General features: G+C 72.8%; 17 protein-coding genes. 11 read left to right on the forward strand and 6 right to left on the reverse strand.

The window, feature by feature from the left end:
- Positions 1–17: 17 nt before the first annotated feature.
- From recQ to RWH45_RS05020, 4 genes are all read right to left on the reverse strand, one after another.
- Complete coding sequence (gene recQ / locus RWH45_RS05005) at positions 18–2,054, reverse strand: DNA helicase RecQ (RefSeq protein WP_315993782.1); 2,037 nt, start codon at positions 2,052–2,054, stop codon at positions 18–20.
- Positions 2,055–2,161: 107 nt separating this feature from the next.
- The gene (eccCa, locus tag RWH45_RS05010; RefSeq protein WP_315993783.1) at positions 2,162–6,166 is read right to left on the reverse strand and encodes a type VII secretion protein EccCa; all 4,005 of its coding nucleotides are present in this window, start codon (positions 6,164–6,166) and stop codon (positions 2,162–2,164) included.
- Positions 6,163–7,203, reverse strand: a complete 1,041-nt coding sequence (locus tag RWH45_RS05015; RefSeq protein ID WP_315993784.1) for an FHA domain-containing protein — start codon at positions 7,201–7,203, stop codon at positions 6,163–6,165. Before RWH45_RS05015 ends, eccCa begins: the two co-directional genes overlap by 4 nt.
- Complete coding sequence (locus tag RWH45_RS05020) at positions 7,200–8,564, reverse strand: hypothetical protein (protein ID WP_315993785.1); 1,365 nt, start codon at positions 8,562–8,564, stop codon at positions 7,200–7,202. The genes RWH45_RS05015 and RWH45_RS05020 overlap by 4 nt, the downstream gene beginning before the upstream one ends.
- 294 nt (positions 8,565–8,858) lie before the next feature.
- Between RWH45_RS05020 and RWH45_RS05025 the strand changes: the two genes are divergently transcribed.
- From RWH45_RS05025 to RWH45_RS05070, 10 genes are all read left to right on the forward strand, one after another.
- Positions 8,859–9,170, forward strand: a complete 312-nt coding sequence (locus tag RWH45_RS05025; protein ID WP_055831852.1) for a WXG100 family type VII secretion target — start codon at positions 8,859–8,861, stop codon at positions 9,168–9,170.
- A 28-nt stretch (positions 9,171–9,198) separates the two neighbouring features.
- Complete coding sequence (locus RWH45_RS05030) at positions 9,199–9,486, forward strand: WXG100 family type VII secretion target (protein ID WP_315993786.1); 288 nt, start codon at positions 9,199–9,201, stop codon at positions 9,484–9,486.
- A 112-nt stretch (positions 9,487–9,598) separates the two neighbouring features.
- Entirely contained in the window at positions 9,599–9,997 is a 399-nt protein-coding gene (locus RWH45_RS05035; protein WP_315993787.1) for a hypothetical protein, read from the forward strand.
- The gene (locus RWH45_RS05040) at positions 9,994–11,295 is read left to right on the forward strand and encodes a S8 family peptidase (protein ID WP_315993788.1); all 1,302 of its coding nucleotides are present in this window, start codon (positions 9,994–9,996) and stop codon (positions 11,293–11,295) included. The genes RWH45_RS05035 and RWH45_RS05040 overlap by 4 nt, the downstream gene beginning before the upstream one ends.
- Entirely contained in the window at positions 11,292–12,827 is a 1,536-nt protein-coding gene (locus RWH45_RS05045; protein ID WP_315993789.1) for a hypothetical protein, read from the forward strand. Before RWH45_RS05040 ends, RWH45_RS05045 begins: the two co-directional genes overlap by 4 nt.
- Before the next feature lie 41 nt (positions 12,828–12,868).
- Positions 12,869–13,186: a WXG100 family type VII secretion target gene (locus tag RWH45_RS05050; protein WP_076673392.1), complete on the forward strand. Its 318-nt coding sequence runs from the start codon at positions 12,869–12,871 to the stop codon at positions 13,184–13,186.
- Position 13,187: 1 nt separating this feature from the next.
- Complete coding sequence (locus RWH45_RS05055) at positions 13,188–13,475, forward strand: WXG100 family type VII secretion target (RefSeq protein WP_315993790.1); 288 nt, start codon at positions 13,188–13,190, stop codon at positions 13,473–13,475.
- 155 nt (positions 13,476–13,630) lie between these two features.
- Positions 13,631–14,965 carry a type VII secretion integral membrane protein EccD gene (eccD, locus tag RWH45_RS05060; protein WP_315993791.1) on the forward strand — a complete coding sequence of 445 codons (1,335 nt, stop codon included), beginning with the start codon at positions 13,631–13,633 and terminating at the stop codon, positions 14,963–14,965.
- Positions 14,966–14,969: 4 nt separating this feature from the next.
- Complete coding sequence (gene eccB / locus RWH45_RS05065; protein ID WP_315993792.1) at positions 14,970–16,307, forward strand: type VII secretion protein EccB; 1,338 nt, start codon at positions 14,970–14,972, stop codon at positions 16,305–16,307.
- A complete protein-coding gene (locus tag RWH45_RS05070) occupies positions 16,304–17,635 on the forward strand; it encodes a S8 family serine peptidase (protein WP_315993793.1) in 1,332 nt (443 codons plus the stop codon). Before eccB ends, RWH45_RS05070 begins: the two co-directional genes overlap by 4 nt.
- A gap of 217 nt (positions 17,636–17,852) precedes the next feature.
- Here the strand turns inward: RWH45_RS05070 and RWH45_RS05075 are convergent, their stop codons facing one another.
- The gene (locus RWH45_RS05075) at positions 17,853–19,088 is read right to left on the reverse strand and encodes an FHA domain-containing protein (RefSeq protein WP_315993794.1); all 1,236 of its coding nucleotides are present in this window, start codon (positions 19,086–19,088) and stop codon (positions 17,853–17,855) included.
- Between the two features lie 116 nt (positions 19,089–19,204).
- Complete coding sequence (locus tag RWH45_RS05080; protein ID WP_315993795.1) at positions 19,205–19,399, reverse strand: hypothetical protein; 195 nt, start codon at positions 19,397–19,399, stop codon at positions 19,205–19,207.
- A gap of 25 nt (positions 19,400–19,424) precedes the next feature.
- On the opposite strand from RWH45_RS05080, the gene RWH45_RS05085 reads away from it, so the two are divergent.
- On the forward strand, positions 19,425–19,940 hold the full coding sequence (locus tag RWH45_RS05085; RefSeq protein WP_315993796.1) for a CGNR zinc finger domain-containing protein: 516 nt from the start codon (positions 19,425–19,427) through the stop codon (positions 19,938–19,940).
- The last annotated feature ends 3 nt before the right edge of the window (positions 19,941–19,943 follow it).

Below are 19,943 nucleotides of genomic sequence, written 5' to 3' on the forward strand. Positions count from 1 at the left end.
CGCCGGAGTGGCGGGGGTCAGTTCGCCGCGACCACCGTCAGGATGCCGTCGCCGTACGCCTCGCGCTTCTTGGCGCCGATACCGGTGATGCCGTCGAGGTCGCCGATCGCGCCGGGGCGGGCGGCGGCGATCGCGCGCAGGGTGGCATCGCCAAACACGATGTAGGCCGGAACACCCTGCTCTCGCGCCTTCTCGGCCCGCCACGCGCGCAACGCCTCGAACAGCTCGCGATCGTCGGGGGCGACGTCGTCGGCGCTCGACTTGCGCTGACGACTCCCCCCGCCGCCACCCGTGCGGCCGAGGGCGTCGCGACGCAGAGGGACGGGTGTCTCGCCGCGCAGCACTCCGGCCGACGCCTCGCTCAGCGCGAGCGTGCCGTAGTCGCCCTGGGCCACGATGACGCCGCGCGCGAGCAGCTGGCGGATCACGCTGCGCCAGTCCTGGTCGGACAGATCGGCACCCAGACCGTAGGTGCTCAGGCGATCGTGCCCCTGCTGCGCGATGCGCTCGGTCTTCGCCCCGCGCAGGATGTCGATGAGGTGACCGGCGCCGAACGCCTGCCCGCGCTCGCGCTGCAGGCGCACGATCGTCGACAGCAGCTTCTGAGAGGCGATGAGGCCGTCCCAGGTGTCGGGCGGGGTGAGGCACGTGTCGCAGTTGCCGCAGGGCTCGGAGCGTTGGCCGAAGTAGTCGAGAAGGTTCTGCCGGCGGCATCCGACCGTCTCGCACAGCGCGAGCATCGCGTCGAGATGCTGACCGAGGCGCATCTTGTAGGAACGATCACCCGGCGACTGATCGATCATGCGGCGCTGCTGCACGACGTCGCCCAGTCCGTAGGCCATCCACACCACCGACGGATCGCCGTCGCGGCCTGCGCGACCGGTCTCCTGGTAGTACCCCTCGACCGACTTCGGCAGGTCGATGTGGGCGACAAAGCGCACGTCGGGTTTGTCGATGCCCATGCCGAACGCGATCGTGGCCACCATCACCACCCCGTCGTCGCGGAGGAAACGCGACTGATGCGCCGCGCGCACCGAAGCGTCGAGACCCGCGTGATAGGGCAGGGCGTCGAGGCCCTGCGATGCCAGATAGGCGGCGGTCTGCTCGACGGTCTTGCGGCTCAGGGCGTAGACGATGCCGGCGGAGCCCTCGGGCTGCGAGCGGATGAACTGCACCAGCTGCCGACGCGGGTCGACCTTCGCGTCGATGCGGTACTGGATGTTGGGACGGTCGAAGCTCGCGACGAACCCGCGGGCGTCGCGCAGGCGCAGGCGCTCGACGATCTCCTGCGCGGTCTCGGGCGTCGCCGTGGCGGTGAGCGCCATGCGCGGCACGCCGGGGAACCGGTCGGCGAGGTCGCCGAGCGCCAGGTAGTCGGGGCGGAAGTCGTGACCCCACTGCGACACGCAGTGCGCCTCGTCGATCGCGATGACGCTGAGGCGACCGCGGGAGAGCAGCCCGAGGGTCTGCGCGCCGTTCAACCGCTCGGGCGCGACGTACAGGAGGTCGAGCTCGCCGGCGAGGTATGCCTGCTCGACGGCCTGGCGCTCGGCGGGCGCCTGCGTGGAGTTGAGGTACCCGGCCCGCACACCGTTGGCGATGAGCGCCTCGACCTGGTCGTGCATGAGGGCGATCAGGGGGCTGACGACCAGCCCCGTACCGGGACGCACGAGCGCCGGCACTTGATACGTGACGCTCTTTCCGCCGCCGGTCGGCATGAGCACGACCGCGTCGCCGCCGTCGACGACGTGCTGGACGATGTCGGCCTGGTCGCCGCGGAACGCGTCGTAGCCGTACACCTCGTGCAGAACGGCGCGCGGGTCGTGGCCGGTGAAGTCGCGCACCGCCGGCAGCTCGCGGGCCGTCCCCGTCGCGGCGGCCGCGCGGGCGAAGGCCGACGCGGGGTCGACCGGCGGCGGTGGCGCATCGAAATCGTCGGGCGGCGCGAGCTGGTCGGGGTCCCACCGCGCGCCGGCGTACGGGTCGTCGGGGACGTCGTACGACTCGGGCGGAGCGTCGGCGTACGACTCGGGGGCGGCGCCGGGATATGTCACCCCACCACGGTAACCCGGGCCGCCGACACCGACACCGCCCCGTCATCCGATGGGGATGACGGGGCGGCTGGGGAGGAGGCACGCGGCACGCCGCGGCACAGGAGCACTCAGTGCGTCGGTGGCGAGAACGCGAGCTGGGATGCCACGAGCCCGTGCTCCCGGCTCACGATCTGCGCGCGGCCGGGAGCGGCGCGCTCCGGCTTGACGCGGCCGATGAGCGCCCCCTCCTCGGGGTTGCCGCCGAGCAGGATGCCGGTCACTCCGAGATCGGTGAACCGCTGGATGATCGGGTCGTAGGCCGCGCGGCTGGCGCCGCCCGAGCGCCGGGTGAGCACCACGTGCAGGCCCAGGTCGCCCGCCTGCGCCAGCAGCGGCTGCAGGACGGCGAGGGGGTTGCCCTGGCTCGTGGCGACGAGGTCGTAGTCGTCGACGAGGATGAAGCCCTCGGCCCCCTTCCACCAACTGCGCTCGCGCAGCTGCGTCGGGGTGACGTCGGGCCCGGGGACGCGCGTCGAGAAATACTGCGCGAGGTCGTTCATGCCCCCGGTCGCGAGGTCGTGCGACGTCAGGTAGGCGCCGAGGTAGTCGTCGGGGATCTCCCCGAGGAGCGCACGGCGGTAGTCGACGACGAAGATCTTCGCCTCGGCGGGGGTGTACAGGCGCTGGATCTCCTTCGCCACCGCGCGCAGGAACGACGACTTGCCCATTCCGGAGTCGCCGTACACGAACAGATGCGGCTCGACGCGGGGGTCGACGCCGAAGGGCGAGAGCTGCGCCTCCTCGATGCCGAGCAGCATGCGGCCGTCGCCGGGCTCGGTGAGCGCGCGCACCTCGTCGAGGGTGATGTTCTCCGGCAGCAGGCGCAGTTTCGGGCCGGGCTCGCCGTGCCACGCCGCCGCCACGCGGCCGATCATGTCGGTGACGCCGTCGGCGATCGTGGCCGGGTCGTCGGATCCGTCGACGCGCGGCACCGCCGTGAGCATCTGCAGCTTCGACGCGCTGAGACCGCGGCCGGGCTGCCCGACGGGCACGTTCGCCGCCTGCTTACGGTCGACGTCGGAGTCGGTCGGGTCGCCCAGGCGCAGTTCGAGGCGGGTCTGGATGAGGTCCTTGAGGTTCGCCCGGATCTCGAGCCACCGGTTCGCGGTGACGACGACGTGCACGCCGAAGCTGAGACCGCGGGCGGCGATGGTCTGCACCCGGGCTTCGAGCGGCTCGAACTCCGAGCGAAGGGTCGACCAGCCGTCGATGACGAGGAAGACGTCGCCGAAGCCGTCGTCGAGGCGCCCCTCGCGGCGACGCGAACGGTACGTCTCGATGGAGTCGACGGCGTTGCGGCGGAAGTACTGCTCGCGCGCGTCGAGCACGGCCTCCACCTCGGCGACGGCCCGACGCACCGCCTCGGGCTCGGTGCGCGTCGCGACGCCCGACACGTGCGGGTGCTGCTGCATCGCGGTGAAGCCGCCCCCGCCGAAGTCGAGCACGAAGAACTGGAACTCCCGCGGGGTCCCGGTCAAGGACAGGGCCGAGACGAGGGTCCGCGCCAGCGTGGACTTTCCGCTGAGGGGCGAGCCGACGATCGCCACGTGACCCGCGGCGCCACCGAGCGACACGGTCAAGTGGTCGCGGCGCTGCTCGAGCGGGATGTCGACGAGCCCGATCGGCACCGTGAGGGCGCCGGCGCTGCGCCAGCGGTGCGACACGAGTCCGAGCTCGGGATCCTCGGCCAGATCCGGCATGAGGGCATCGAGGGGCGACGGTTCCGCGAGCGGAGGCAGCCACACCTGGTGCGCCTCGGGGCCGCGGTCCTTCATGCGGTCGACCGCGATCTGGAACGTCGAGCGCTTCTCCGCCACGGGGGCCGCGATGGCCGCTGGCGCGGCATCCATCTCCTCCGGGGACCCGTCGTCGTCGGGCTGGGCGAGGGCCGTGAACACCTCGACGCGGGCGGGACCGCCCGAGACGGACGCGGGGTCGGCGACATCGACACCGGCCGTGCCGCGCGGGCGCCCGGAGACGTAGGCCGCGCGGAATTGCACGAGGTTCTCGGTGTCGCTCTTGAGGAAGCCGACGCCGGGCTCCTGCGGAAGCGTGTAGGCGTCGGGCGTGCCGATGATGGTGCGCGACTCGGATGCCGAGAACGTGCGCAGACCGATCCGGTACGACAGGTAGGTGTCGAGGCCGCGGAGCTTGCCCTCTTCGAGGCGCTGGGATGCCAGGAGCAGGTGCACGTGCAACGAGCGGCCGACGCGGCCGATGTTGAGGAAGCTGTCGACGAACTCGGGCTTGGCGGTCAGCAGCTCGGAGAACTCGTCGACGACGATCAGCAGCGCCGGAAGGGGCGCCAGGTCGGTGCGTCCTCCGCGCCGCGCCGCCTCGTACTCGCCGACGTTGGCGAAGTTGCCCGCGGCGCGCAGGAGCTCCTGGCGGCGCACGACCTCGCCCTGCAGGGCGTCCTGGAAGCGGTCGACGAGGGCGAGCTCGCTGCCGAGGTTCGTGATGACCGCCGACACGTGCGGCATCTCGGCCATCCCCGCGAACGTCGCTCCACCCTTGAAGTCGACGAGGACGAAGTTGAGCTGCTCGGGCGAGTGGGTCATCGCGAGGGCGAGCACGAGGGTGCGCAGCACCTCGGACTTGCCCGATCCGGTCGCACCGACCATCACGCCGTGCGGGCCCATGCCCTGCGAGGCGGACTCCTTGAGGTCGAGCACGAGCGGCGCGCCCGAGGGCTCCTGACCGATGGGCACGCGCAGGCGATCGCGCTCCAGGCGCGGCGTCCACGCCTGATCGAAGTCGACCGCGCGCACGTCGGGCAGACCGAGCAGCTCGGTCAGCTCCGCCTGGCCCTGCGTCGTGGGGGCGTCGACGACGACCATCGGGGCGGGGCGCAGCGGCATGAGGCGGCGCGCGGTCGCCTCCGCTTCGGCGACGGTCATGGCATCCGGGACGAAGGACTGCGCGCGTCCGGCGCCATCGATGAACTCCGCCGGCGCGGTGGCGGGGGCGGCCTCGCCGCGCCGCGTACGGACGGCGACCGGGGCGTCCGCGAGGGCCACGCGAGCGACCGTCGGGTCGTCGAGTTCGTCCCAGCGGGTGGGGAGGTCGATGACGGTGACGCCCTGCGCGCCCTCCAGCCCGGTCAACGGGGCGTTCGACGACGACTCGACCCCGTCGATCACCAGCACGACGTGCGGGGTGACCCCGCCGCCGGGAGTGAAGCGGGCGCGCGAGGCGAGCTGGGCCGGCAGCATGTCCATCAGCTCGTCGGGGGATGCCGCGATCATGCGCGCGGGTCCGAGTCGGTCCTGCACGCGCGACGACATCGCGTGCGGCAGCCACTTCACCCAGTCCCATGCGCCGATCTGCGCGGGTCCGGCGAGGACGGCGATGATGACGTCCTCCGGGTCGTGGAGCGTGGCCGCCGAGGCCACGAGCGAGCGGGCGAGGCTGCGGACGGCCTCCTCGTCGGGGCCGACGAGTTCGATACGCGCGTACTCGCCGAGGGGGAAGCCCAGCGGCAGATCGCGCTGGATCTCGTGCGTGAGCATGAAGCGGTGCGCCGCCGAGGCGGCCACCGGGTCGAGCTGGGCCAGGGGCGGCAGCTCGGGGGCCTCGAGGGTGAGGCTCAGGGGCTGATCGGCCACGCCGATGCGGGCGAGCAGGAACGTCTCGTCGCCGGGCTGGCGCTCCCACACGCGCGAGCGCTCCTCGGCGATGAAGGGCAGGGCCGAGGGGGCGGGCATGATCCACCCGCCGTGGCGGCGCTGCTTGCGTGCGGCCACGCGCACGGTCTCGCGCAGCTCGGACAGATAGGCGAGGTACTCGCGCCGGTTGCCGAGCACCTCGGCATTGCGCTGCGCACGCTGGCGCCAGCCGTTCACCGCCACGAAGCCCAGCGACGACAGCAGGAACATGCCGCCGATGAGGAAGCCCGTCGGTCCGCTGTTGGAGATCGTCACCATCACGATCGCGCCGACACTGCCGAGCATCGGCAGGAGGGAGGTCAGGATGCCGCTGCCGCCCTCGCTCGGGACGAGCTCGGGCGGCGGCTGCAGCACGACCCGCCCGTTGGGCAGGGACGGCGGGGCGATACGCGGGCCCGTGCTCACACCGGACCTCCGATCAGTCGGCTCAGGGTGAACACGCGCTCGCTCAGACGCACCCGGGTGCCGTCTTCGAGCAGGGTGCGCGCACCGGGCTGCAGGGGGTGGACGGCTCCGTCGTCGTCGATGAGCTCCGAGCCGTTCGTGGAACCGGCGTCGATGACCCACGCGGTCTCGCCGTCGTGCTCGAGGCGCAGGTGCGTCTTGGAGATGAGACGGTCGGGGTCGTCGACGGCGATCAGCACGTCTGCGGGCTCCGTCGCGACCGGGGCGCGCCCGAAGTTGACCGCGGCGGGCAGGTCGATCTGCGCGCGCTGTCCGGTGTCGAAGACCACGAGCAGCTGCGCGCGTCCGACGGCACCCGTGACCACCGGTTCCTCGGCCGCCCGCGCGGGCGGTGCGGCCGCGGGGGTGCGCCCGCCCGCGGCGGCGGGGGCGTCGACGGCGGCCGGGGCATCGGTCGCGGCCGGAGCATCGACGGCCAGCAGCGGGGTGTCCCACGCCGGCGCGGTCGGCAGCGCCGCGGCGGCGGCGGACACGCGGAGCGGCTCGCGGCCGGCCGAGGAGCGCGCGTGGACGGTGGGTTCGGCAAGGGCGGAGGAGCCGTCGGCATCCTGATCCTGCCGATCCCGGGGAGCGGCGACCAGGACGGTACCGGCCGCGCGGTCGGCCCAGGAACGCCGCAGGCCCGAGCGGTCGAACCCGGCCGAGGCGACGACGACCCAGGCTCCGGCGACGAGGACGAGACCCCCGAGCAGCACCAGCGACCCGCGGACGAAGGCCCTTCCCGCACCGGGCACGAGCGGCGCCTCCGCACGCGAGGTGCGCAGGCCGAACAACAACGCACCCGGGCCGAAGCCGCGGCGCGCCTGGAGGATCCACAGGCCCAGCAGGGCTTCCGCGGCGACCGCGGCACCGAGGACGGGCGAGGCGAGGAGGGATGCCGCGCCGGCGGCGATGACCACGAGGGCGGCGTCGACGCTGAAGGCGCCGATGCGCACCCCCACCGTCGCGGGCACGCCGAACGGCGGCGACTGCGTCATGTCGCCATCATCGCACGCGCGACCTCGATCGCTCCGGCGGCCAGCATGCCCGCCGGAAGCGACAGGGCCGTCGCGAGCGCCTCGAACACGTCACCCGTGCGCGACCATCCCAACGACCGCAGGCCGCGTCCCACCGGGACCACCAGGAGCGCGACGGCGAGGGCCGCGAGCAGGATGACCCCCGCGACGACGACGAGCATGTCGGACGGGATCGTGGGCACGAGCGCCGTCAAGACGGCCGCCAGGACCACGGCGGCGCCGAATCGGGCCACCCACCGGAGGAAGGGCACCGTGCTCTTGCGCGAGCCGAGCAGCAGGGCGAGCACCACCGTGACGGCGAGGGCGATGCGCCCGCCGAGCACCACGGGATCGGCGACCGCGAAGGTCGGCAGGGCGGTGAACGCGCTGGCGGCTCCCGCCGCGACCAGGAGCACGACGCCGACCGTGAGCCGGGCGGTCGAGCGTTCGACGAGGGCGTCGGCGTCATCGGCCTCGATCGTGCGCACCTCGTCGGGCAGACTCTGCCGCACCGTCCATCGGGTGCTCTGGAAGCGTCCGTAGTCGATGAACGTGCCGGGTTCGACGTCGACGAGGCTCGACTGCAGGATCCGCTGGGCGACGGGGACGAGCCCGAGGGTCACGGCGGCCGGGGCCGAGGGGTCGAGGTGCAGCAGGAGCGCGAGCGCCCACACGGCCGCGAGCATGGCGGAGACGATCGTCGCGGTGCGGCTCTGCGCGCGCAGGGTCTGCGTCGCCCCCATCACTCCGCCGACTCCGGTGGTGACGGCCGCAGCGAGGAGACCCGTGAACACCGCCACCTGCGCCGACGAGGCCGGAAGGTCGGGCACGATCGCCACTCCCCCGCCGAAGGCGAGGGCCGCGACGGCCACGACGGGAGCGAGTGTCGGCGTGCGCGGCCGCGCGCGCAGCGAGAAGACCGTGGCCGCGGCGAGAGCGGCGAGCAAGGACGTGGCGGCGACGGGAGCGCGCACGTCGGCAGGAAGGGCGACGGCGTCGAGCAGACAGAGGAAGGCCAGGATGCCGCCCGCCGCAGCGAGCACCATCCATACGGCCGTCGCCCGCGCGGCGATCGGCGCCCGCGTCGAGCGGCGTTCAGCCGACTCGACCGTGGCGGCGGGATCGACCAGCACGAGGACGACTCCGTCTTCGAGCGCGGTCATCGCCGTCGAGCGGTCGATCTCGCGACCCGAGAGCCCCACCACGCGCACATCCCGCTCGGTCGCCGTGCCCGCGGCGCGCAGGACGTCTCCGACCTCGGCACGCAGAGGCACCACGAGGTCGAATCTCGACGCGCCGTCGATGAGGGCGACGCGTCGCCCCTGCATCACTTCCGCGCTCAACGGTCCCCCTCGTTCTCGCGCCACCGACCCGAGGGCCGGCTCAACCGCACCAGCGTATCCGCCCGCACGGAGGCGGGTCTCACGTTTCCACCCATCACCGGGACTAAACATGAGAGTTTTGTCATCTTTCAAAATGCGCAAGAGGGTTGTCGCGTCGCAGAGCATTACGTATGTTCGAAGGCCGGTGGGGGGCTCCGGCCACTCCATCGATCCCGCGCTCGGGGCCGAATCCCGTGCGTGCAGACATGATCCGCAACGCCCGGGCGCGCCCCGGAGGAACATCGAGGAGACAACGTGGCAGATCTCATCGCAGCCCAGGAGGGTGCGCTTCGTCGCGGGGCCGAGGCGGTCAACACCGCGAAGTCGGGCATCGACGAGCAGGTGCGCAAGGTCCGCACCGAACTCGACCAGGTGGCCGGCTTCTGGACGGGAGCTGCGGCCGGCTCGTACACGCAGCTCATGCAGCGCTGGAACGAGGAGACCACCAAGCTCAACAACGTGCTCGTCACGCTCGAAGACGCCCTTCGCGGCACCGAGCGCGACCAGGCGGCTTCGGAAGAGTCGCACCAGCAGACCATCGGCAACCTGGGCTCGCTGCTCGGCTGACCCGCTCGATACGAAAGAAGGAACTCTCATGCAGTCCATGTCCGTTCGTCCCGAGCAGGTCATCGCCCTCTCCGGTCAGATCCGCAACGGCGCCTCCGGCATCCGCACCCGTCTCGACGAGCTCGAGTCGCAGGTCAACGCCCTGCGCTCCTCCTGGGACGGTGAGGCGCAGACCGCCTACGACCAGGCGCAGGCCCAGTGGACGCAGTCCATCACCCGCCTGAACGAGCTGCTCCAGCAGATCGCCGGCAAGACCGACGAGATCGCCCAGGGCTACACCTCGACCGACAAGTCGGCCGCAGGCCGCTTCGCCTGAGCCACCCCGGACCGGCGGTCGCTGCGGCGGCCGCCGGTTCTCTGGGCTCGCGCGCTCGTCACGCGCGGATTCCCCCTTCGCATCCCGATCACAGAGAAACGAGTGATCCCCCATGGCCGACTCGATCTTCCTCAACCTCGACCTCGCCATCCAGCGCGTTCTGCAGCTGACGCAGGTGCCGGAGGAGATCCCCTCTTCGGGCACCATCGAGATCGTCGACGGCAACGGCACGGAGCCCGCGGCGGCAGCGTTGACACAGCGCGTGCGCCAGTGCGCGCAGGAAGTGGCCGCCGAGGTCGAGAAGCTGCGTCAGACCATCGCGGGAAGTGCCGACGCCCTCTCGCAGGCCGCGCAATCACTTCAGGAGACCGACACGTCGGGCTCGGCGATGGCGCAGAACGCGCTCTCGCTCGTCGAGTCGGCGTCGCAGCCCGAGTCGGCACCCGCTCAGCCGGCACCCACCGGCGGCGCGGCCGGCGTCCGTTCGGCTCTCGGCGGAGCACCCCAGTGACACGACGCCGCCTTCGAACCCTGCGCACGGCGGGTGGGGCGCTGGCGATCAGCGTCCTCGCCATCGCGGGGGTCGCACCGACCGCCCAGGCCGCAGCCGGCGGCGACTACGACTGGTGGTACGACACGTATCAGGTGCAGGCCGCGCACGATGCCGGCATCACGGGGTCGGGCGTCAAGATCGCCGTCATCGACGCACAGATCGATCCGGGCCAGCCGATCTTCGAGGGCCGCAACCTCACCGTCAGCGACACCCAGCTCTGCGAGTCCCGCACCGAACCGGTGTCGGAGACGGCGACCGAACCCTCCATTCACGGCACCACGATGGCCGCCCTGCTCATCGGCAACGGCGCCGGCGCGAGCGGCATTCGCGGTATCGCCCCCGACGCCGACGTGACCTTCTACGGATACGGCACCCTCGACCTTCGGGAAGAGGACTATTGCCGCCCGAACACGGACGACGACGTCTCGATGTTCGGCTACGCGGTGAAGAAGGCCGTGGACGACGGCGCCGAGATCATCACGACGTCGGTTCAGAGGAGAGCGTACGAGAACGACGCACCGGCCATCGCGTACGCCCTCGCGCGCGGGGCGACGATCGTCGTGGGCACACCCAACGCGGACACTGCGGTAGACAGCGGTACGGACGTGGCGAGCTTCAACGGTGTCGTCGCCGCCACCGCCATCGACCGTGAGGGCGCCGTGCAGACCGACGGGGCCGGCAAGCCCTTCGTCGTGCCCAAGACCGATGTCGTCGCTGCGGGCGTCAATCTGCCGACCGTCGGGGTCGACGGCGACTGGAACTCGTCGCGCGCAGCCGTGGGTTCGTCGTTCGCCGCGCCCATGGTGGCGGGCATGCTCGCCCTCGCCGCGCAGAAATACCCCGACGCCACCGGCGATCAGCTCGTGCACTCTTTGATCGCGACCACGAACGCTACGCAGCACGAACCGGCCCGCACCGAAGACGGCTACGGGTACGGGGCCGCGTGGCTCCCGACCCTGCTGAGCGTCGATCCGACCACCTTCCCCGACGAGTCGCCCCTCATGAGCAAGCCCGTGGGTGCACCGACGCAGGAGCAGATCGACACGGCCAAGACCGATGGCTTCGTCCCGGTGACCGTACCCCGCAGCGCGGACCAGTACGAAGACGCCGCACCACCGTCATCCGGTTTCGATATCGCATCACTCGTCATCTGGGCCGTCATCGGCATCGGCATCCTCCTCGTGGTGGCCGCCGTCGTGATCGTGCTCATCGTCATCACCCGACGCCGCAAGGCCGGAAAGGGGAACACGCCGTGACAGGTACGTGGGAGCAGCGCCTTCAGAACCTCGCGGAGGGTGGCGTTCCGTGGGACATGCCCACCCGTTTCGAGCTCGCCAATGCCCTCGAATCTCTGAGGCAGGTCCTCGATGCGGCGTCGAAGGACACCGGCATCGACGGAGATGCCGGAAACGCGGCGCGTGAGAGGTTCGCGACGTCAGCCGCCGAGATCGGCGAGCACATCACGTATCTGCGTGAGCACGTCAACGGTCGTCTGATCGACGCGAATGAGGTGCGTCGCCGGGCGCGGGACTCGGCGGCGTCATTGCCACCGGGCGAGATGAACGGCAACCAGGAAGCGATGGTCCGCGGGGCGGCCGCCGGCGCGTCGATCGTGTTCGGGCCGGTCGCGTTCCTGGCCGGCGAAGGAGCCAGCCGCGCGATCAACGGTTACATGGCATCGCAGCGCGAGGAGGCCGCACGCACCGCGGTCGAGACGCACTCCGGTGAGATGGATGCCGTGAAGCTGGACCCGCCGCCGACCTTCTCGTCGGTGGTGATCTCGGGTACCGCCCTCCCGCCGACCAAGACAGAGGTACCGGAAGGCGGGTACGGATCGCAGCAACGGAGTTTCGAGTCGTACCCCGACTGGAACGTGTCCGGCGGTGGCCCGGGCGGCGGAAACGGCGGCGGCGAGATCGCTCTGCCTCCCGGCGGCGGCGGCGGTGGCGGTGGCGGCGGCATCCAGCCTCCCCCGAGCGAGTACGGGCCGTTCCCGAACCCTCCCGGCCAGACGCCGGGAGGGCAGCCGCCGATCGACATCGGCAACGTCCCGCCCGACCCCACCCCGGACGGCCCCATCAGCGGCAGCCCCACCCTCCCGGGTGGGATCCCGACGGCCCCCGGCGGCGGCGGCGGGCTCGTCGGCTCCCCCGGCGGCCCCGGGGCGGGGCTCGGATCGGGTCTCGGCGCGGGCCTGATCGCCGGTGGCGGAGGAGCGCTCGCGCTCGGACGCATCGGTGGCGGCGCGGGTGCTCCCGGCGTACCCGGCGGCCGTCTCTTCGGCGGCCCCGCGGGCGGATCGGTCGGCGCGGGTGGCGCCGGCGGTGCGCGTTCCGGCGGTCTGCTCGGACGCCCCGGCGCCGGCGGCGGTCTGGGAACACGTGGCGTCGGCGGGCTCGGCGCGGCGGGAACGGGCTCGGCGAACTCCACCGCGCGCGGCGCGGGTGCACGAGCCGGCGGCCTCGGTGCTGCGGGCACGCGCGCCGGTGGCATCGGTGGGGCGGGCGGCTCGACCACAGGCGCGTCCGGCGGGCGCGCGGGCGCGGCGAACGGTCGCCCGGGCACCGGCGCGGCCGGTGCCGGTCGGTCCGGTGCCGCCGCAGCATCCGGCCGCACCGCGGGTGCCGGTACGCGCGGGGTGGGCGGTATGGGCGGCCCCGGCTCTCGCTCAGAGCGCAAGAAGGACGAGGCACGCGGCCTCGCGGGTCCGATCGCTCCGCGCATGGAAGACGACGAGCAGATCGGTCCCCGGTCCGAGAACGCCCAGGCCGGCGGCCGCGACGAGTGACCCGCGTCGCCCGATGACCTTCACCGACAAGAAAGAAGACGATGTCTGATCGCATCTCCGCCCAAGAGGGCGCGCTCGTCCGTGGCGCCGAAGTGGTGATGGGCGCGCACGCCGACATCAGCGACAGCGCCCGCCGCGTGCTCGCCGAGCTCGACGAGCTCGCCGCCAACTGGTCGGGCGACGCCGCGAGCTCGTACAACGCGCTCGTGAACGAGTGGACGGCCGGAGCCACGCGCCTGAACGACGTGCTCGTGACCCTCAGCGCCGCCCTGCGGGCGACCGCGAGCGACCAGGAGGCGGTCGAGGAGCAGCACCGCACCACCATCCAGGGCCTCGGCTCGCTGCTCGGAGGAGAGTGACATGGGCGATCTCCGCGTCACCCCCGAAGCACTGCACGCCGCCGCCGCGCGGCTGCGATCCGAGAGTGCCCGCATCGACGCCGCCCTCGGCGGACTGGATGCCGAGGTCGCCCGCCTGCGCGGGGGGTGGGAGGGCACCGCGCAGGTGGCCTACAACAACGCCCAGCAGCAGTGGAGCGCCACGCTCGAGCAGATGCGCGACGCCCTGTCGCGCATCTCGAACGCCACCGACTCGATCGCCGACGACTACGTCTCGGCCGACCGGGCCTCGGCCGCGCGGTTCCAGTGACCGCTCTGCGCTGATCCCTCACCGCCGGGCGATCGACACCGAGGGCTCGGCGGTGAGGGATCACCGCACGGCGCTCGACCGCCGCCGCGACGCGCGGCGATAGGATTTCGAGGTCTGACCGCAGGGGGCTTCGGTCCGGAAAGAGGGGGCCGCGGATGGCTGACGTCATGAACGCGACACGAGCGCTGTTGCGACTCTCCGTGCAGAGCGAGGGGCGCCGGCTCGACATCGCCATCCCCGCCCAGGTGCCGGTCATCGAGTTCCTGCCCGGGTTCGCCCGCTCGCTCGGAGTGCTCGATGCCTCGATGACGTCCGCGGGCTACGCCCTGCAGCGCGCCGACGGATCCACTATCGACCCCTCGCTCGGCGCCTCGGCGCAGGGCATCGTCGACGGCGAAGTGCTTACGCTCGTCCGCGGCGGTCTCGTCGCGCAGCCGCGCGTCTACGACGACATCGTCGAGGCGGTCATCGACGCCACCGCCCAGCAGAACCGTCCGTGGACCACCCGCGACAACGCCCGCACCGCGCTGGCCGTCAGCCTCGCCCTGCTCGGGGTGTGCGCGGTCCTGCTGCTCGCGGCGGGCCGCGCCCTGCCCTTCGGGGCGCTCGTGGCCGGCGGAGGCGCCCTCGTGCTGCTCGTCGTCTCGGCCGTGGTCGCCCGGCTCGGTCAGCGCGAGGCGGGCCAGGGGCTCGGGATGGCGGCATCCGTCTTCGCCGCCGTCGCGGGGTTCCTCGCGATCCCCGCCTCGTTCGACATGTGGGGCTGGCCGCTCGCCGCCGCCGGCGGAGGGGCGTTCGTGATCGCCGGGGTCGCTCTGGCGCTCACCCGCGACCGCGCCGAGCTCCAGCTCACCCCGCTCGTCGCCGGAGGCGCACTCGGCGTCACCGGCACGCTCGCCGCGTTCTTCCCGGCCCCGACGGTGTGGACGCTCATGGTCGGGATCGTCGCGACGCTCGCCGGCGCCCTCCCGTGGCTCGCGATGAGCACGACCCGCCTCCGCGTGGCCTCCCCGCAGAACGACGTCGAGATCTTCGCCGATCCGCAGCCGATCGACGCCGACGACATCGCCGCCCGTGTCGCGCAGGGCAAGCGCATCCTCATCGCGCTGCGCCTGGCTCTCGCCGTGGCGATCATCGTGGCCACGCCCCTCGTCGCGGCGCAGAACGCCACCGGCGCACTCGTGTGCGCCCTCGCCTTCGCCGGCATGATGTTCCCCTCGCGGCAGACCTACGCGCGCTCGGGTGTGCTGACGGTCATGGCCACCGGCATCCTGGGGCTCGTCGTCGCCGGCGTCGTGGCCTCGCTCGCCCAGCCGGGTCTGCGCGTCGGCATCCTCGTCGTCCTGCTCGTCGCGACGGTCAGCGTCGTGACGATCACCCTGCTCGCGCCGAAGACCCGCCTGCGCCTCATCCGCGTGGCGGACACCGCGGAGCTGCTCGTGCTCGCGGCGCTGCTGCCGCTCGCGGTGATCTCGTCCGGGTTGGCCTGACGCGATGGCCACCAAGGGCGATCTCATCGAGGCGCAGAACTTCTCGCGCCGCCGCCTTCTCACCGCCTTCGTCAGCGGCGCCCCGGGCGGCAAGGAACTGCAGCCGACCGCTCCCCTGCGTGCCGTCATCGCCGCGATCGCGCTGACGGTCATCGTCGTCCTCGTCGGGGTCTTCTACGGACTCATCCGGCCGGGCCTGCCCACCGGGTGGGAGAACGGCAAGCTCGTGCTGGTCTCCGACACCGGCGCGCGCTTCGTGACCGTCGACGGCACCCTTCACCCCGTCATCAACACCGCCAGCGCGCGTCTGCTGCTGCCGGCGAACGAGTACGGCGTGATCTCGACCGACCAGGCCACCCTCGCGGGCACCCCCGTCGGCGACACCCTCGGCATCACGGGCGCACCCGACGAGCTTCCGCCGGCATCCGGCCTCGTCAACACGGGGTGGAGCGCCTGCGTGTCCGACGACGCGGCGCTGGACGTGCGCGTCTCGACCTCCACCGGCCCCACTCCCGCGCCGGATCGGGCTGTGGTGGTCTCGGTCGACGGCATCCTCCACGTGATCCAGGGCGAGCGGAGCTTCGCCGTGTCGAGTGAGGATCCCGACGCCGTGCTGCGCGCCGCGGGGATCTCGGCGCTCGACCCCGTCACCGTTCCGGCGTCGTGGCTCGACCTGTTCACCGCGGGCACGGCGCTCACCCCGATCACCCTGAAGAACTACGGCGAGAGCGTCTCGGGAACCTCGCTGCGCGTCGGTCAGGTGGTCCGCCAGGCGGGCGCCCCCGAGGACGAGCGCTTCCTCGTGCAGACCGGAGGGGTGCTCGAGACCCTGTCTCCGCTCGCGTGGCAGCTGTACCAGCTCGGCAGTGGCAGCGCGCTGAAGGGCGAGGTCACGGAAGTGACCGGAAGCGAGATCCGCGGTCTCGCGACGGCCTCGAAGGGCATCGGCGACCAGTGGCCGTCGACGGGCTTCGAGACGGTCCCGAGCGGTCAGCGTCCCTGCGCCGTGCTCGAGGGCGCCGAGGGCGCCGAGAGCCAGGCGGTCTCGACCCTGGCCACGCAGTCGACCTCGACCGCCGTCTCGCCAGGCGTGCGGGTCGACCCGAGCCACGGCGCGCTCGTCCGCGCCGGCGGGCGCGGCGACCAGAACACCAGCGTGCTGACCCTGGTGGATGCCACGGGCACCGCCTACCCGCTCCCGAATGCGAACGACGAGACCATCGCCCGCCTGGGCTACTCGTCCGACGACATCGGTTCGATCCCCGACGGCTGGACGGCCCTGATGGCGACGGGTCCGTCGTTGAGCGAGAGCGCGGCGCAGCGCACCCCGGAGGCGAAGTGATCCGTCGCGCCGGGGCCGCGCGTCTCGGCGCGGTCGCGCTCGTCGCGGGCCTCCTGGCGGCCGCGGTGCCCATGACCGCCCACGCCGCGCCGCTTGCGCCGCGTCCGGTGCTCTCGGCCTCGGAGGACACGTGCCTCGCCTCGACGCGCGTTCCCGACACACCCCCCGCCCTGGGCGAACTGCAGAGCGCGGCCGCGTGGGAGATCACCAAGGGCGCGGGGGTGGTGGTCGCCGTCGTCGACTCCGGCGTGGCGCCCAACCCGCACCTCGACGCCTCCGTGCTCCCCGGGATCAACCTCGTGCCCGACGGCACGGACTCCACCGCCCGCACCGACGTCTACGGCCACGGCACGGTGATCGCCGGCCAGATCGCGGCACAGGTCATCTCCAAGTCGGGTGTGCAGGGTCTCGCCCCGGATGCCAAGATCCTCCCCATCCGCGTCTTCGCCGGCACGTCGGACCAGCTGAAGGACGCGGGGTTCGGTCCCAACACCGCGCGCATGGCCGACGGCATCCGGATCGCCGCGGACCTCGGCGCGCAGATCATCAATGTCTCGATGAGCACGACCGCCGAGGACGGCGGTCTCTCCTCCGCCGTCGCCTACGCGCGCGAGAAGGGAAGCCTCGTCGTGGCGAGCGCCGGCAACCGCGACTCGGAGGCCGCGGTCGAGGAGGACGACAAGGACGGCGTGCGCTACCCGGCCGGCTTCCCCGGCGCGATCGGCGTCGCCGCGACCAATACGTCGGGCGCCGTGACCAGTGCGAGCATCCGCGGATCGCACGTCAAGCTCTCGGCGCCCGGCCAGGCGATCGCTTCGTCGTGGCCGCAGGGCGGCGACTGCGTGGTGGCCGGCGACGCCCCCGCGACCAGCTACGCGGCCGCATACGTCTCGGCCGCCGCCGCGCTCGTCGCGTCCGCGCATCCCGACGAGACGCCCGACCAGTGGGCGTACCGCCTCGAGGTGACCGCCGTGCGCGGGCAGCCCGACGCGCGGTCCAACACCTCGGGATGGGGCGTGGTGCAGCCCTACGACGCCCTCGTGCTCGTCCCGGGATCGGGCCTGCGCGGACCCTCGAACCCCTTCGTGCGGTCGTCCGCCTCACCCGACCCGACGGCGACGCCCGCCCCGGTGAGCATCACGGTGGGCCCGGGTCCGGATGCCGCGGCCATCACGATGGCGACCGGCATCGGTGCGGGGGCGCTGGTGCTGCTGGGCGCGATCGGCGCGATGGCGGTCTTCGTCAGTCGTCGCCGCGATGACACGGGCGCGCGCCGTCCGGCGCCGACCGGGCGCGGACTCTACGGCGACGACACCGCCACGGACTGAGGACGACGGCGCGATCGCGCCAGCGGGTGACGGCGCGATCGCGCCAGCGGGCGACGGCGCGATCGCGCCAGCGGGCGACGGCGCGATCGCGCCAGCGGGCGACGGCGCGGTCGCGCCAGCGGGTGACGGCGCGATCGCACAGCGGCGCGCACGCGACGGCTCGGCCGCGCGCCTCCGCAAACGCGAGCATCGACCCGCGGACGTTGTCGCGCCGGGTTCAGCCCGCCGCCGGTCGCACTTCGAGACCGGCGTCGCCGAGACGGAAGCGGGTCGGCACCGGAGCCGTGGCGCCGCCCGACAGCCGCTCCACGCGTCCGTCATCGTGGACGAGCGTCACGCCGTTCGTCGAGTCGAGGTCGGTGATCGTCCAGCCGGTGACGGTCCAGTCGAGGCGGGCGTGCTCCTTTGACATCGTGCGACTGTCGTCGTGCACGGCCACGTACTGCACCGACTCGTCGGCGTTCGAGGGTTTGCGTCCCAGCACCACCGTGCGACCCGTGAGCGCCACCGCTGCACCGTCGGGGAGCGCGACGGTCCACTCCCCCCGCCGGCGCGAACGCGGACGGGCGGTCTGCGTCGACTCGTCGACGGGAGCGGCGAGGTCAGTGCGACCGGCCGAGCGTTCGGCCGTGGAATCCGTGGTCTCCGACACGCGGTCGCCGGTCGGGTCGCCGAGGTGCGCGTCGACCGCCTCCGCCTGAGCTGCGGTGGAGGCGTCCGATGGCGTCGACCCGGCATCCGGAGTCCGCGTCACGGGAGCGGCGGTGACCGGCGCGGCGGGTGCAGGCGCCGCGGTCGCCGGAGCCGCTGTCGCCGCCACCTCGCCGTCGAGGGCCGTCGACGCGGTCTGCTCGACGTCGGCCGCCGGCCCGTCCGCACCGATCTCGCGGGGCCCCGGCAGCACGGGGAGCGCGTACGGCTCATCGTGCTCCGAGGCGGCGCGTCGCGCTCCTGCTCCGGCGGCGGGAGGCATCGGAGGCGCCGTGGTCGCTGCGGCGGTCGGCATGCCCGGCACCGCCGCGATGGGCCCGTCGGCCTCGTCGGCACGGGCCGACTCGGCAACGGTGATCTGCGCGGGAGCCGACGCCTCGGCATCCGCCGTCTGCGGGGTCCGCGCGAGGAGCATGGCCCACGCGGGCGGCAGGACCACCGCGAGCGCCGTCGCTCCGGCCCCGCGACCGCTGCCCTCGCCGATCCGGTTCGCCGCGGTCGCTTTGAGCACGAGCCCGTAGACGTTCACGAACGGCACGATCAGCAGCACGGCACGCACCGGGTCGAGCCGGCCCAGACGGAAGACCTCCGCCTCGTTCACGAGCGGCACCCAGGCACGCCACGGCTCGCCGCCGTGCGCGGCGAGCACGCGCGACAGGCCGATCGCGTACCAGACGTGCAGCACGAGCGCGATCGCCAGCACCGCTCCCGCGATCGTGGCGATCAGGGTCAGGGCATCCATGCGTCCTCCGTCGACGGTCTTCATCGACGCTACCGTGCGGACGGCGCCGACGGGTGGCGCCGCACAGCGCCGCGGGACGTCCGACGCCGCGACGGCGCACGCCGGCCCCGTGCGCCTCACACGACGACACGCGAGACGGCGGCGGGCGGCGCCGCCGTCGCCACATCGGCATCCACGCGCCACCCGCCGCACCCCGCACAGCGCACGTAGCGCACGTGACCGACGCTCGTGGCGTGCACCGAGGCGGTGATCCAGCCGTGTTCGTGGACGGATGCCGCAGCGGCGGCCGATCGGGTTCGGGAGGCGGTCATGGAACCAGCGTGATGTAATGCCGTTATGCACCTCAACCCTTACGGGGAGTACGCGGTCCTGCTCGCCGCTTCGCTCGCGAACGACTGGCCGGACGACCGCGCGGGGATCGAGGAGCGGACGATCGAGAGGGGGATGACGATGCGCTTCCCCGTGGCATCCGACGACCATGCGCAGACGCGGGTGGTCATCGACGACTGGCTACGCGTCGTGGACGAGTCCGACCCGGCGGCCCGCGCCGCGATGTTGAACGCGCAGATGGCGGCCGTCGCGGCCTTCCCGCGCCTGACCGACCACGACGGCGAGGGGTGGCACCTGCACTACCGCGACAGCGACGAGGCGCTCCCGCGCGTGCTCGCGGCCGTCATCTCGGTCGGCACCTCACTGCACCTGGTCACCCGCGGAATGGACCGCCTCGGTCGGTGCGCCTCGGAGCCCTGCGATCGGGTCGTCGTCGATGTCACGCGGAACGGCCGTCAGCGCTACTGCTCGGTGCGCTGCGCGAACCGCGCCGCCGTCCGGCGCCACCGCGCCCGCGGCTGAGGA

The sequence above is a fragment of the Microbacterium galbum genome, from assembly GCF_032464915.1.
GTDB classification, from domain to species: domain Bacteria; phylum Actinomycetota; class Actinomycetes; order Actinomycetales; family Microbacteriaceae; genus Microbacterium; species Microbacterium galbum.